Here is a 16,001-nt window from a genome sequence, read left to right on the forward strand (position 1 = left end):
TTGTACCGGTGATCCAAATTCGGAATATACACAAATCGTTCGGCTCGCTGGAAGTACTTAAGGGTGTTGACGTGACGTTGGGTAAGGGGAAAGTGCTTGTTATCATCGGTCCTTCCGGTTCTGGTAAAACAACGCTTTTACGCTGCTTGAATTTGCTGGAGGTTCCTGACCAAGGAGAGATCCAAGTAGGGGATATTGCACTGAATTTTGCGAAAGGAACGAAGCTCCGGCAAGAAAACATTTTGGCGCTGCGCAAGCGGACAGGGATGGTATTTCAATCCTACAACCTCTTCCCGCATATGACAGCCGTACAAAATGTGATGGAGGGACAAGTCACGGTTCAGAAAAAGAGCAAGGACGAGGCGCGCAAACGTGCATTGGAATTGCTAAAAAAAGTGGGGTTGGCTGATAAAGCAGAATCCTATCCTCATCAGTTATCGGGAGGACAGCAGCAACGGGTCGGTATTGCCCGGGCAATGGCTGTCGAACCTGAGGTACTATTGTTCGACGAACCGACCTCTGCGCTTGATCCTGAGTTAGTAGGTGAGGTGCTTAAGGTCATAAAGCAACTGGCTGCTGAAGGGATGACCATGGTTATTGTCACCCATGAAATGAAGTTTGCAGCTGAGGTGGCGGACCATGTGATTTTGATGGATCAGGGTGTAATCGTTGAGCAGGGTACGCCGCATGAGGTTTTGGAGCAGCCGACCAGTTCGCGGGCTATTCAATTTTTGAATCGTCTAAGCGGGGAAGCAGAATAAAGGGAATTTGAGTGTTTGTTAAATATAAGCGATTAGACAGAATAAAAAGGCAGCTACAGGCGGGCGTTGAAAAATAAGCCCCGCACCCGTAGCTGCCTTTTACTCATCAGTTGTCCTCTTTTATTTCATTTTTAATGTAAGCAAAAAAGTACCCAATAGAATACAACAGCCTGCTATGAATGGTGCGAACATATTTGTATCAAATAAAAATCCCGCTAGAGTGGGGCCGACAATATTCCCGACACTCATATAGGCATTATTCATACCAGCTACATATCCTTGCTCATTCCCTGCCATCTTCGATAATTGTGTATTAAGAGCTGGACGAAGCATAGCGGTAGCAAAGAAAATAAGGGAAGTGAGAAGAAAGATACTCCAAAAATCTATGGCGAAAAGAAACAAAATATAAGCAGCTGAGGTGAAAAGAAGCGAACCTTTGATCACCCTTTGTTCACCAAACTTATTAATTATTTTAGCAACAACTAGTGCCTGCATACCGACTCCGATCACAGCACCTGCGGTTAGAATAATTGAAATATCTTGCGGCGAGAATTGGAAGCGGTTCGTTACATATAAACCAAGAACAGATTCAAAATTAGCGAGTCCAAAGGTCATCACCAGAACAAGTACAAAGAGCATCGCATACTTTGACCTTAACGATCTCACATATTGTTTGTACATAGATTCCTTCCGAGAAATTCTTGCCCGAGCTGCCTTCATTTGTTCTTTCGTCAAACTTTCAGGTAAACAAATCATTGAAAAAATAACTGCAATAATAGCCGCACCCGTTGCTATATACAGCGGCACTCTCGTTCCATATCCTGCAAGAAGACCACCAAGTCCAGGACCGATGACAAATCCGAATGACATGGCTGCGGCTAGCAGGCTATTTCCTTTGGCACGTTCTTCGGTTGTTGTAATATCCGCCACATATGCCATCATAGGCGGAATAATCAGGGCTGCTGCCATTCCTTCCAGAAGTCTTGAGGTATACAGCATCCATAACTCATCTCCGATAGCAAAGATAAATTTAGCTACAGCAAAAACAATGCCACCTACGACGATGAATGCTTTTCTCCCATATCGATCAGACAGTTGCCCAGTCATTGGAGAGAGCAGGAATTGTGTCACTCCATAGGCTGCTACCAATAAACCGATCGCCCGCCCACTGGCACCAAATTCAATGATCAGTTCTGGCAGGATGGGGGTAATTAAACCAACGCCCACCATAACGATGAAGATATTAATCATTAGGATTCCAAGTATTCTTTTCATGCAAAAAACCTCCTGATCCATTGGTTTCTGGATAGGAGGTAGACGTACGAACAAGAAGATACACTGCTCCCGTCAAAGAAGCAATGCGCTTATCGTGAATACCCAAAGCCTACACTAATCCTATCCAGAAAATTCGTAAGATTACGATTTTTTCTTTGGTGGAATAGGATTAGTAGATCATTGGCTTAAGGTCACCCTTTCGATACTTTATTGTTTATCAATATAACATAAATTTCTTTATAAGGCAATGAGAGGATAAATCAGAAGAACCCAACACGTCCTTCGGCCACATTTTTTAACCAGTCCTGCTTACGGCTCTTATCGAGCTCGCCTCGCATACCTTTGATAATCAGTTCAATATCGGCTTTTCCCTGCTCATGCCACTCCAGAGCCGTGCTGACATACAGTTCTCCGAGCTGAGCCAGGGAAAAACCGTCAGTCATGGCTGCCGCCTTCTGTGTACCTGTTTCCCCTGCAAAAACAAGGAAGTTACGCAGCTTGAGATATGCCAGTCGCAGCGCTTCGTCAGGCAAACTGATTTCATAGGCCCGATCGAAACGCCCTGCCCGGTTCATCAGACCCGGGTCGATTTTTTCGGGATAATTGGTCGTTCCGATCAGGAAGATGCCCTCCTTGGATGTAGCACCGTCGAGGGTATTCAGGAAAAAGGAACGCACCTCCTGAGGCATGGAATCAATGTCCTCAATAACCAGTACCATCGGAGCCAGGCGAGTAGCCGCCTCGAACACCTCTTTGACCGATTCACTGGTTGTATACTCCGTAATTTGCCAGTAGGCTGCCGGACCCGGTACACTGCTGGCAATAGATTTTACAAGTGTTGTTTTACCGTTGCCCGGATGGCCGTATAGCAGAATGCCACGCTTATAAGGAATGTTATAAGTCTGATAGAAGGTACGATCCGCTTCAAAAAACTGATCGAGTGATCGGAAAATATCCCGTTTGATTTCCGCTTTCAAAATCACGTCATCCCGCGTAATTGCGCGGGTTATCGGCTCTGCCTGCCGAGAAAGTCCACGGCTTGTGTCGGTAAAAACGGTGACACGCTTCATATTCTGCTTACGTTCACGACCGCGTACTCCCGCGAGGAAGCCTTGCAGCTCCTGGTCGCCTATCGCAAATACGTAATCTTCATTGTACACGCCATTCTCACGGAAAAAGGGAACTCGCGCCAGCGCGATGCCCCACTTGGGATAGGCGAATACATTATTACGCATCGACAGATGCACGCCGTATTCAGGAGTCGGTCCGTCATCGTCATACTGGATGGTGCGTTCCTCCAAACGATCGAAAACCCGTGCCACATGTTCCAGATCGGGACTGCCTGAACGAATATCTTCCTCCAGCAGATCCCAATACTCAATATTGGGATCGTCGCTGGCATACAGCACGTATTTTACGCCGTAGCGGTTATAGAGTGCTTCACTGATACCGTCGATTAGACGGGCATAAGCGGCATAACCGGTAATGCGTCCATCTGTACGTTCATCAAATTCGTAAATAGCTGGGATGTCTATACTCAAATTATTTGGCTCCTTTCAGGGCGGCCAGCGGCTTGCATTTGGCTACAACTGCTGCGAGTCCTGCCCCGGTGACACTTTCGATAATATCATCTACATTTTTGTAGGCCTGTGGAGACTCGTCGATAATGCTTTCCAGCGATGCCTGATTGACCACAATTTCGTCGTCTGTTCCTACACCCAGGGCCCCTGCAAAATCGTCCACACTGACGAGTCGTTTGGTCGCAGAACGCGAGCGAATCCGGCCTGCTCCATGGCAAATGGAGTGGAAGTTATGCTGACCGCCCGGTAAACCTACCATAATATAAGAGGCTGTCCCCATAGAGCCGGGGATCAGGGCTGGATGCCCTGTCGCCTGATAAGGCCGCGGATTGTCAGGGTGTCCTGCTGGAAGAGCACGCGTAGCACCTTTACGATGCACAAACACGCTGCCGTGATCCGGATGGGATTCCTCCCAAGCATAATTGTGCATTAGATCGTACAAAGTACGCAACTCGCACTTTGTACCAAAGACATCGCGGAAGGCTTCACGCACGGAGTATGCGATGAGATGTCGGTTCACCACAGCATAATTCAGCGCCGAATACATCATATCGACATAATGTGCAGCCTCGGGGTGATCCAGCGGTGCGAATACTAGTCTCGGGTCGGAGGTACCGAGCCCGAGACGGCTCATTGCCTTGGCAATGGCAGATGAGCTGGCCTGGCTGACTGCTCCCCCCCAAGCCCGTGATCCCGAATGAATCATCACAGCCACCTGACCGTCGAACATGCCCCAAGCTTCAGCTGTTTCGCGGTTTTCCTCCGCGATTTCAATCGCCTGAATTTCGACGAAGTGATTGCCTCCACCCAGCGTGCCGAGCTGTCGGTGAGCCCGATGCCACGTACGATCTTCGACAAGATTTAGCACCTCCTCGTCAAATGAGAACTTACTGTGTTCTACATGGGTGAGTGAGGTGGATTTCTTAGGAGTGTAGCTGTCCGGAATATATTTGTTAGGTAAGCCGTGCAGACCCTTGCGTACAATATGCTCCAGTCGGATATCCGAATAATGCCCGCGCTGGTGGGCTTCCATAGGCAAATATTTGTCGATGGTTTTGACCAGCTTACGGCGCAGCTTGGTTTCCTTCAAAGCATCCTTGTGCAGATTGGTCAGGTGTACGCGCATGCCGCAACCAATATCACTGCCAACGATGGAGGGAGATACATAGCCGTCCTCCATTCCCCATACAGCAGTCGTACCGATGCAGGTTCCGACGCCTACATGTACATCTGGTGTGTATCCCATATAGCGGATACCCGGAATTTGTAAATTGTTATTAGCCATCTCGAACACCTTGTAATCTAGTGAGGAGAAAAGTTGCTGAGAAGCATATACGGTCAGATCACCTGCCGGAAGCTTCATCAGATGGCTGTATGGTCCTTCATGCAAGGACGAGTCGGTTGTATGTTGTATATTCATATAAATGGGTAGTTCCCTTCTTCAAGTAAATTCATAAATACTTGCATAAAAGATTAAAAAAACAAAAAAAACCGCAGACTTGTCGTCTACGGCTTCCTGCACCGAAAGTGTCATTACATTTTATGATCAACACATCATAAATACGTAAAATAACCTGTTCTTCCAATAGCATAAAAAAATAAAAAAGCCTGGCTAATCACGCCGTCAGACAGCGTGATATCACCCATCATGTCGCCCGAACGGGGCCGATGAGACGAAAACTCAAATATGTGGTTGTATCATGCTGTCTGTCTGTCGTTATCATGTAAAGCTCAGTCATGTCTGTCGGCCCCCTTTTCTTAAAGTTAATTGCTATGTTAATGGAAACCTGTGGAAGCTGTCAACCCTGAAAGGTAGAAGTGTGGGGAAATGTGACTTTACTCACGGTGAAGTGTGAGTAACATCATAGTTCAATTGGCCCAAAGCTGATATTGTACTAAATATTCAAATATTCAGATATTGTTGAACGTTTATAGGACAATTCTGTGAGGGGGACGGAGCAGGCATGGAAGGAGATCTCCAGAAATTTAAGGCCGACTTTTTCAAAGCATTGGCTCACCCTCTGCGCATCCGCATTTTGGAGGTGCTGAGTGAAGGGGAACGGAATGTGAACGAGCTACAGACTGCGCTCGGTTCCGAAGGTTCTGCCGTATCGCAGCAATTGGCCGTTTTACGAGCCAAAAATTTGGTGAACAGTTTCAAGGAAGGTACATCGGTCGTGTATTCACTACGTGATCCGCTTTTGAAGGAGCTGCTTGCGGTGGCGCGGCGGATTTTTGACAATCATTTGGTCGAAGCGATCTCGTTGCTGGAAGGTATACGTAACGAGAAGTAATGCTATTACAGAAAAGAAGGGTTACAGGAATGAAGTGGATAGGAAGGTTCGAAGGCTATAACGCAGGGGCTTTGCGTAAGGATCTCATTTCCGGAAGTATTGTAGCGATTGTGGCGATTCCGCTTGGTATGGCGTTTGCCATTGCATCAGGAGTAAAGCCGGAATATGGGCTGTATACGACCATTGTTGCGGGAATTTTGGTTTCGCTACTGGGAGGGTCAAAATTCCAGATCGGAGGACCTACGGGTGCATTTATTCCGATTTTGCTGGCTATTGTCATGCAATATGGTTATGAGAACCTACTCATAGCCGGTTTTATGGCGGGCATTATGCTCATTTTAATGGGTGTGCTAAGGCTGGGGGCACTGATTAAGTTTATTCCCAAGCCAGTAACAATTGGCTTTACGGCCGGAATTGCCGTGACGATATTCAGCGGTCAGATTGCTAACTTTCTCGGCTTGCGCGGGGTAGAGCGGCATGAAACTTTTCTGCCTTCCATGGCAGAGCTCATCCATCGGCTTCCTTCACTGAATGTATATAGTATCCTGACGGCTTGTATCTGTCTTGCCGCGCTTATTTTGGTGCCTAAAAAATGGCCCAAGATACCCGGCTCACTGGTTGGTCTACTCTTGTCAACACTGGTGGCAGCTTTACTTTTTCCAGGGCAGGTGGCTACGATTGGCTCTGCGTATGGCGCGATTTCAGCATCTTTGCCTGAGCTACATATTCCTGTGATGACGTGGGATTTGATCGTGAAACTCTTGCCGCCAGCACTTGTTATTGCAATGCTGGGAGCTATTGAATCTTTGCTTTCAGCGGTGGTAGCTGACGGTATGACGGGAGCCCGGCATAACAGCAATCGTGAACTGGTTGGACAAGGGATAGCTAATTTGCTGACACCGCTGTTCGGCGGCATTCCTGCGACAGGTGCAATTGCCCGCACCGCCACAAATATCCGTAACGGTGCTGTTTCTCCTATGTCAGGCATCGTACATGGGTTCGTGGTGCTCCTCATCCTGGTGCTTTTCGCACCTTATGCGTCTAACATTCCGTTGGCCAGTATGGCTCCGGTGCTGATGGTAGTAGCTTGGAATATGAGTGAGCGCAAGCATTTTGCGCACATTCTCAAAACGCGGACAGCGGATTCTATTGTGCTGGTTGTCACCTTTTTGCTGACGGTTTTTACGACGCTGACAACGGCTGTGGAGGTAGGTTTAATTCTGGCAGTTGTATTGTTTGTTAAACGTATGAGCAGTACACTTTCAGTAGATAAGGTACTTCCTGATCCTTCTGTAAAACATGAAAAAGTAGGCGCCCATATGGTCACAGATCAGCATGATTGTCCACAGGTGGCTATTTACAATGTGGAAGGCCCTTTATTTTTCGGTGCAGCCTCGGTATTGGAAAACTCAGGTGTGGGAGGTCGGAATGACCACCTACAAGGGATTTTGTTGTTGCGTATGGGGAAGGTTCCTTTTATGGATATGACGGGAGAAGGTAACTTTACCGCATTAATTCAGAAATACCGGCAGTCTGGCGGAACGGTGCTTGTTTCCGGGCTCCAGCCTCAACCGCGGGCATTACTACAGAAAACCGGATGCTACGACATGATTGGACAAAAGCATTTTTTCGAACATACAGGAGAGGCCCTGACGGCTGCCCTTGCGCTGGTGAATCAAGATCATTGCTGTGGATGCAGGCAAATGGCTTTCCGAGAATGTACGAGTCTGTGCCGCAGATCGCAGCAAACCAAATCTTCCTTTGCAGATGGAGCCGTTTCGGTTCCCATACCTGTAAATAGCGGCAGATAAAATTTGTTGCTGAATGCCGAAAAATCTCTTCTAATCCCCGAAACCAAGTGCATAATGAAGACTTGCATTTGCTTCGAAAATGGAAGAGATTTTTCTCTTCTTCAAGAAAAAAAGGAATAAAATTCAAAAAAATGCTTAAATATCTGATTTTATGACACTATACTAGATTCAAAAGATACCATATGTTTCATTCTTTTGTTTTAAATTGTATTTTAATATTTGCCTATCAACCTCCTCGATCACTTCTAGTTTCTTACCCTACCTTTTTCTTCATTTTTTCACTTATCATTTTCAAACTTGTTCACCTGTTTCTACCCGATGCTCGTTCTTTACGGTCTGCACCAAGGGTTGTTCACCTCAGAATGATGACCTATGGATATCACCCCGGCGGAATCTATATTTTTTTAAAGGAGGTGAGTACCAGAGGCTATTTTGTGAGCTTTTGACGTAGCTACCCGGAAGGCTGTCCTTGAGAACTAAAAAACCAAGTAAAGGGAGATGGAAAGTATTGATTAAGTCGAAAAATATCAAAAAGACGCTGTCGGTCAGTTTTACCGCTCTTCTTGCTTTTTCTCTGATTTCTCCGGTATATGGTGATTCCAGCACAACCACCTCAGCAGGAGCATCGACGATTTCCGCCAAGGTTTCTGCCAAGCTGAACCAACAATTCAGTGCCAGTGAGTATGTCACCTATCTGGTTAAATTAAAAGATCAGGTGGATACGGAGTCAGTTGCCAAGCATGCTTTCCAAAAGGCCTCTGCAGAGCAAATTTCACCCGCTGCTGCTAAGCTTTCTGTACGTACAACGGTTGTGAACTCTCTCATGGATACAGCACAAAAAACGCAACAATCCGTGGAGGAATACTTAAAGAAGGAAGCTAATAATGGAAACGTCAAAAAGTACAAGAGTTACTTTATCGTGAACGCATTTGCGGTAACCAGCACGAAAGAGGTCATGGATAATCTCGCCACACTTCCTGAGATCGACAAAATTTTACCGGACGAAAAGCGGGAACTGCAAAAGGTAGAAATAGATAAGGATGCCCAGCCCGTAGTTGAGGAATCTACAGCTGACCAAGCGGTTCCAGATCAAGCCGCTGTAGATACGGCTGGGACGGAAGAGAATGCGCAAAAATCGGTGGAAGAATCCGTGTATAAGGATGCTGTAACGCCAAGCCGTGTCGAGTGGAATATCTCTAAAATCAAAGCACCACAGGTTTGGGCCAAAGGCATCGACGGCAAAGGCATTGTAGTCGCCAATCTGGATACAGGCGTTGAATATACTCACCCGGCGTTGAAAAGAAAATGGCGTGGTCTGAATGCTTCCGGTCAGGTCGTTAATCCAGAACTGAGCTGGTATGATGCGGTTGATGGAGCATCGCTGCCAACTGATTCAAATGGACATGGTACACATACGATGGGTACGAGCGTTGGATCGGACAGCAACGGTACGAATGAAATCGGTGTTGCCCCTGGCGCCAAATGGATTGCGGTTCGAGTATTCAATCCAGATACGACCGACTCCATCTTACTGGACGGTGGACAATGGATTCTTGCTCCTGTAGATAAAAACGGTAAAAAGCACCCTGAGCTTGCACCGGATGTGGTGAATAACTCTTGGGGCGGCGGACCTGGTCTGGATGAATGGTATCGTCCAGTCACCAAGGCGTGGAGAGCGGCTCAGATTTTCCCTGAGTTCTCCGCAGGCAACACAACATTGTCCAATCCGGGCGGACCTGGGTCTGTAGCCAATCCGGCAAATCTGCCGGAAGCTTATGCGACAGGAGCCACTGACATTAACAACAAGCTGGCCAGCTTCTCACTGCGCGGTCCTTCTCCTTATGGCGAAGTGAAGCCTGAAATTTCGGCTCCTGGTGTCAACATCCGTTCTTCTGTACCGGGTGGAGTGTATGAGGGGGGATGGAATGGTACCTCCATGGCAGGTCCGCATACTGCTGGATTAGCGGCATTACTGCTTCAGGCCAAGCCATCTTTGACTGTGGATCAACTGGAGGATGTTATTTCAAAAACAGCGACGCCGCTGACAGATAGCCAGTATCGGACTTCACCGAACAATGGTTACGGATATGGTCTGATCGACGCGCTTGCTGCGGTGAACTCCGTACTTAAGTGAGGATTTTGCAAAAATCCCATAAGCGACTTCCAATGAACAAGATATAGAGCGAAAGATAGGATTAAGAAAGACCCCCGAAATCCCTTTGAGCGGCTCGTACAGAGATTGCATACACCTGTTAACCGTGTAATGCACTATTACGTAGCCGCAAAAAAGGGGGGGTTCGTACATAAAAGAATATAAAAGTCATAGAATTTCAAGAAAAATGCAAAAAAATGACTTGTATATCTGTTTTGATAACTTTATACTATTCCATAATATATGATTATATATCAATTTTTAATATAAACTGTAATGATATAACATGTCTTTTCTTCGAAGTTCTCCTGCTTTTTCTCCTTGGTTTCTACTAAATTTCATCGCTTCCTATTGGGATTGTAAACTCACCTATGAAGTACCACCATCTATGAACAGCCAAATATTTTTGTGCCTCTATATTCTATGAAGGAGGTGGTCGCCAACGCAACCCGTGTGTTTGATGTGTAAGGTATGAGGTCTTACTCTGTACAGGTTATTCCAGAAACATTAAACCTAGTAAAAGGAGTGGAGAAGTAATTGATTAAACCTAAACGATTCAAGAAACCACTATCTATCGGACTATCTTTGCTAATGGCCTTTTCCTTTGTTCAACCTGCTTTGGCGAATAACACACCGGATGGCTCCAAGCTGGAGCTGAAATCAGCCTCGCACAAGGTCACGACCGCGAAGGTGTCCCCGAAACTGACCAAACAGTTTGAGGAGAATAACTATGTTACCTATCTGGTCAAATTAAAAGAACAGGTAGACACCAACAAGGTTTCCAAAAATGCTCTCCAAAAGGCCTCACTTGAGAAAATAACACCTTCCGCTGCCAAAATGGCTGCACGCAGCCATGTGATCAGTTCTCTGCGTGAAACGGCTTCAAGAACCCAATATGGGCTTGAAAATTATTTGGATAAGCAATCAGAGAGCGGCGGAGTGAAGGAATATAAAAGCTTTTTTATTGTCAATGCATTGGCTGTAACAAGCACCAAGGAGGTGCTGGATCATATTTCGCAGCTGCCTGAGGTCGATAAAGTCTTGCCGAATGAAACGCGTTATCTGCAAAAGGTGACGGTTGACAAGCAAGCAGAGGGAGCAAATGCCAAAACGACTGAAACAGCCACAGCAGCAACGGCGAAGTCTGCAACGGTAGAGAAGGCTGTAGAGCTGGAGAAGGACGATGGCAAAACATCGGCTAAGCCTGGCAATGCAGGTAAGAACGCTGTAGACCCATCTACGGTGGAATGGAACATATCCCATATTAACGCACCACAAGTGTGGGAAAAGGGAATTGACGGAACCGGAATCGTGGTTGCCAATCTGGATACAGGTGTAGATTATACACATCCGGCCCTTCATCGCAAATGGCGGGGGCTGGACGCGGCAGGCAATGTCGTGAATCCCGAGCTGAGCTGGTACGATCCGCATAGTCATGCGACGCTTCCGGTCGATCAGGAAGACGATTCCCATGGTACACATACGATGGGCACGATGGTCGGCTCTGAGGAAAACGGAACGAATCGAGTTGGCGTTGCACCTGGTGCGAAGTGGATTGCGGTTCGGATTTTTAATCCGGAAACGACGGATGCGATTATACTGGATGGTGGTCAATGGCTGCTTGCGCCAAAAGATGCTCAAGGGAATCTTCATCCCGAGCTTGCTCCAGACGTAGTGAACAACTCGTGGGGAGGTGGACCGGGTCTTGATGAATGGTTCCGGCCTGTGGTTCAGGCATGGCGGGATGCTCAAATCTTCCCCGAATTCTCCGCAGGTAATACCTCTCTCTCCAATCCAGGCGGACCTGCCTCGGTAGCCAATCCGGCGAACTATCCGGAATCCTTCGCTACTGGAGCCACGGATAGCAATGATAATCTGGCCAGCTTCTCATTGTTAGGACCATCACCCTATGGTGAGGTAAAGCCAGAAGTTTCCGCACCGGGTGTGAATATCCGGTCATCTGTCGCTGGTGGCGCCTATAAAGGCGGGTATAACGGTACTTCCATGGCGGGACCTCATGTTGCGGGCCTTGCAGCTCTGTTGCTGCAAGCGAATCATTCGCTTACCGTAGATCAGCTTGAGGAAATTTTGATGAACACAGCTACACCGCGCACGGACAGCACATATCCTACTTCGCCAAATAATGGTTACGGACATGGTGTCATTAATGCGCTGGATGCAGTCGGTTCGGTCATGCAAGGTCTGGGCTCCGTGTCTGGTAAAGTTGTAACGGGTGGCGACGATCTGGAAGCACCTGTTCTCGAGCATACACCGCCCGCAGCGGCATTCGAGGGTATTGATATACCTCTGACTGCTCATGTAACGGATGATGTCGGCGTGACAGCCGTTGAGGCATTTGCCAAAACAGCAGGTACGTCAAACTATGTATATATTCCGTTGGAACGGACGTCCGGCGACAGCAAAGATGGTACATATCAAGCGTCTATCCCGACTTTTTTGGTGGACAGCGCTGGTCTGGAATACTATATTCGTGTAAATGATTATGGTAATAATGGATTTGAAACTGAAGTATACAAGGTTAAAATCTCCAAAGGCGTAAAACCAGGCTACACACAAGACTTCGAAAAAGACATTGCCGGTATTAATATCGGTGGACAGGGCAGTGTTTGGAAATGGGGAACTCCGACAAGCGGCCCTAAAAGCGCACATTCGGGTACAAAGGTCATCACGACTAATCTCGAAGGCCAATATCAGGCCAACTCCAACAGTTATTTTATGGCCCCTCCGATTGATCTGACCGAGAGCTCAAAAGGGGCACTGGTCAGCTTCAAGCATTGGTACGATCTTGAAAACAATTCTGATTTCGGCAAAGTGTACGTAGCAACCACAAACAATCAGAATGCGTTTGAGCAGGTATTATCGTTTACCGGCACCAGCAACGGCTGGAAAACACAATACCTTGATTTGCGGGCATTCGCGGGTCAAAAGGTATACCTCCTGTTCAACTTTACGAGTGACAATACGGTTGTGAAAGATGGCTGGTATATTGACGATCTGTCGATTCAGGAGCCAGACACCGTTGCGCCTGCTGCGCCGAGCAATTTGACTGCTGAAGCAGATACTGTGGGCAACGTCACACTGGCCTGGAATGCTTCCTCCGATGATGATGTAAAGCAGTACAAGGTGTATCGTTCTACCCAATCGGGCAAAAATTATACTTCCATCGGTACAACCTCAGCACTGACACTCACAGATACCATCACGGTCGGTGGAGCGACCTATCATTATGCAGTGGCGGCTGAGGATTATAGTGGCAATGAAGGAATCAAGTCGAATGAGGCTTCTCTAAGAGTAGACGTGCCAGATACGCTGTATAGCGATCATTTTGACGGCAGCTCGGATAATGGCTGGACTCATTCCGGTACCAAGGATGAGTGGGAACGCGGCATTCCCAAGGAAGTAGGACCAGAGAGCGCAGCGTCCAGACCCAATGTGTGGGCAACCGATCTTGATAGCAATTATGAGAACGGAGCTGAATTTTCGCTGGTTTCTCCCAAAATTAATTTGCAGGCTGTACGCAACGCAACACTGACCTTCAATCACTGGTTTGAAATTGAGGCCGGCTATGATTACGGTTATGTGGAAGTGTCCAAAAACAATGGCGACACGTGGAGCGAGCTGGGCAAGTTCTCTCACAACACGAACGGGAAAAAGTGGACTCCAGTTTATTACAATCTGGATAGCTACACCGGCAATGAGATTCAAATTCGCTTCCGTTTGAAATCGGATAACAGTGTGAACAAGAACGGCTGGTACATTGACGATTTCCGTGTGCTGGGCATTCCAGCTGCGACAGTGACCAAGGACATCGTACCTGAGTCGAGTATCAAGCTGGAAAAAGCGGAAGAACAATTCCCGCTGTACAAAATTACAAGCACTGAAAAGAGTGAATTCCAGGAGAAAGTGAAGCCGGCAGAAACAACGGTGGATAGTGGACGTGTCGGTCTCGACAGTCTTCCAGCCAGCGCTACGGTTACGGTATTGGAAACCGGACGTTCGGTGAAAACGGATCCGACCACGGGCAAATACAGCTTTACCCATGTAGCGGGCGACTATACGCTGAAGGCTGAAGCCTATGGTTATGTGCCTCAAACGAAAGCAGTCACGATTGAGAATAACAAGGTCATCAGAGCAAACTTTAGTCTTCAGGCCGTACCTCACGGTACGATTCACGGGGTCATTACCGACAAGCAATCCGGTGAACCGATCCAAAAAGCGAAAGTGTTGGTGCTGGAGGATGCACGTATTGCTCCGGTAGAGACGAATGAGGCTGGAGAATTTACGCTGGACGTGCTGGAAGGAACATACACATTGTCCATTTCAGCTGAGAATTATTATAGCGACAGTGTATCCGTTACTGCTCCTGCGAACGGTAGTGTGGAAGCGAATGTCACGTTGAAACCTTTCATCGGGTTCCAGGGAGGCATTGCCTACGATGACGGGACAGGAGAAAATGCTAGAGCCTTTAACGCGGCAGGCAATTCATGGGCAGTCAGAATGACGCCTGAGTCGGAAGTGGCTCAAGTGACAGGAGCATCGCTTTTGTTCTGGAACTCTGCCTTTCCGAATCCGGGAGGAACGGCATTCCAATATTCTATCTATGACGCCTCCGGTGCGGCAGGAGCACCTGGACGATTATTGGCTGGTCCATTCGACGGGACTGCCGTAAGGGATGAGACACAATGGACGACGGTGCAGCTTCCAGAGCCGGTGACGGTTCAAGGTGACTTCTACATCGTATATACACAGTCTGCTGTAGGCACACAGTCGCCAGGTCTTGCTACAGATGAGAGTGGCCCGAATGCACTTCGCAGCTGGCAAGGTGTAAGCGGAGCATGGAGCCAATCACCTGAGGAGGAAGGGAACTACATGATCCGGGCTATCGTCAGATATCCGGTGAATGCTCCAACGATTACGACTCCTACGAAGGCTACGTATACGCAGGAAGAGTCGATTACCGTAACAGGAACTTCCCCGGCAGAAGGAGCCGATATTCAGCTCTTTAACGGTAAGGAGCTGGCTGGCACAACGAAAGTGAAGGATCGTCAGTTCAGTTTGTCGGTTGATCTTCAGCCAGGTGCTAATCCGCTAAGTGTTCAAGCAGCGGTATACGGCAAATTAACGGATCGTTCCGAAACGGTAGTTGTGACGCTCGATCAGACTAAACCGGGTCTGATCCTGACTTCTCCTGATGAAGGAGCCCGTACGAACGCGGGTGTAGTTAGTGTTATCGGTACCGTGTACGACGAGTTCCTCACCGAATTGTCGATTAACGGTGAGCCCGCTGAATTTGGAAGTGATGGCAGCTTTAACAAGCGATTGCTTATCAACGAAGGCGAAAATCAAATTACGGTGACGGCCAAGGATCTTGCCGAAAACGAAACAACCGTTACGCGCTCGGTGTATGTCGATTCAGCTCTGCCGAAGCTTGAAAACATTAGCCCTGCTGAGGATGTGCGTATTACTCCAGGGCAGTCGGTACGAGTATCCTTTGACAGTGCATCCGGTTTGGAGGCGTCCTTCCATGTGGAGCTGCCTTTCAACCTGTCCACTTTGGGCCGCAACGATATTCCATTAAATGAAACTTCGTCAGGCCACTATGAAGGTACTTATTTCACTTCATCTTCTCTGAACCTGGAAGGCGGAGTCATCGTGATCCGGGTAAGGGATGCAGCGGGAAATGAAGTGGAGACGGAGGCGCCGGGAAAATTGTATGTAACCAATGGTGGAGGACAGAACCCTGATCCGAATCCACCTACATCCAATGAAAAGCCAGTAGCCATTATTCAGGCTAATGAATCAGCTAAGAAGAACAAAAATGTACAATTTAACGCCAAAGCTTCCCGTGATGTAGATGGTGAAATCGTCAGCTACAGCTGGAATTTTGGCGATGGCGATGGCGATACGGCAGTCGGTTCCAAGGTGAAGCATAAATTCACCACAGCTGGAACGTATACCGTAGAGCTAACGGTGACGGATAATGACGGCGCAAGCGGTAAGACTGTGCATACGATCACGATCCGTTAACAGCCAGTAGGAAAGGGAAGGCTTCTTTTAGAATAGCAATGAAGGCCCACAGCAAGCCACGGTTTATAGAGGCTGCTGTG

At 47.7% G+C, this 16,001-nt stretch carries 8 protein-coding genes; 5 read left to right on the plus strand and 3 right to left on the minus strand.

Annotated elements, in window-relative coordinates; all coding sequences use genetic code 11:
* The first annotated feature begins 8 nt into the window (after positions 1–8).
* Positions 9–761 (plus strand): amino acid ABC transporter ATP-binding protein, encoded by a 753-nt coding sequence (locus NLX78_RS17090; protein ID WP_254351061.1) that lies wholly within the window; start codon positions 9–11, stop codon positions 759–761.
* A gap of 120 nt (positions 762–881) precedes the next feature.
* Here NLX78_RS17090 and NLX78_RS17095 read toward each other — a convergent pair whose 3' ends face one another.
* From NLX78_RS17095 to NLX78_RS17105, 3 genes are all read right to left on the minus strand, one after another.
* Complete coding sequence (locus tag NLX78_RS17095; protein WP_254351062.1) at positions 882–2,036, minus strand: MFS transporter; 1,155 nt, start codon at positions 2,034–2,036, stop codon at positions 882–884.
* A 260-nt stretch (positions 2,037–2,296) separates the two neighbouring features.
* Positions 2,297–3,577 (minus strand): AAA family ATPase, encoded by a 1,281-nt coding sequence (locus NLX78_RS17100; RefSeq protein ID WP_250239969.1) that lies wholly within the window; start codon positions 3,575–3,577, stop codon positions 2,297–2,299.
* A 1-nt stretch (position 3,578) separates the two neighbouring features.
* Positions 3,579–5,036: an RtcB family protein gene (locus NLX78_RS17105; protein WP_254351063.1), complete on the minus strand. Its 1,458-nt coding sequence runs from the start codon at positions 5,034–5,036 to the stop codon at positions 3,579–3,581.
* A 544-nt stretch (positions 5,037–5,580) separates the two neighbouring features.
* Here NLX78_RS17105 and NLX78_RS17110 point away from each other — a divergent pair.
* The 4 genes from NLX78_RS17110 (at position 5,581) to NLX78_RS17125 (ending at position 15,921) form a co-directional block, all read left to right on the plus strand.
* Entirely contained in the window at positions 5,581–5,910 is a 330-nt protein-coding gene (locus NLX78_RS17110; protein ID WP_061828729.1) for an ArsR/SmtB family transcription factor, read from the plus strand.
* Positions 5,911–5,939: 29 nt separating this feature from the next.
* Positions 5,940–7,721 (plus strand): SulP family inorganic anion transporter, encoded by a 1,782-nt coding sequence (locus tag NLX78_RS17115; protein ID WP_254351064.1) that lies wholly within the window; start codon positions 5,940–5,942, stop codon positions 7,719–7,721.
* Between the two features lie 508 nt (positions 7,722–8,229).
* A complete protein-coding gene (locus tag NLX78_RS17120) occupies positions 8,230–9,855 on the plus strand; it encodes a S8 family serine peptidase (RefSeq protein ID WP_254351065.1) in 1,626 nt (541 codons plus the stop codon).
* A 555-nt stretch (positions 9,856–10,410) separates the two neighbouring features.
* The gene (locus NLX78_RS17125) at positions 10,411–15,921 is read left to right on the plus strand and encodes a S8 family serine peptidase (RefSeq protein WP_254351066.1); all 5,511 of its coding nucleotides are present in this window, start codon (positions 10,411–10,413) and stop codon (positions 15,919–15,921) included.
* Positions 15,922–16,001 lie beyond the last annotated feature (80 nt).

The organism is Paenibacillus sp. Lou8.1 (genome assembly GCF_024213565.1).
Lineage (GTDB): Bacteria > Bacillota > Bacilli > Paenibacillales > Paenibacillaceae > Paenibacillus > Paenibacillus polymyxa_B.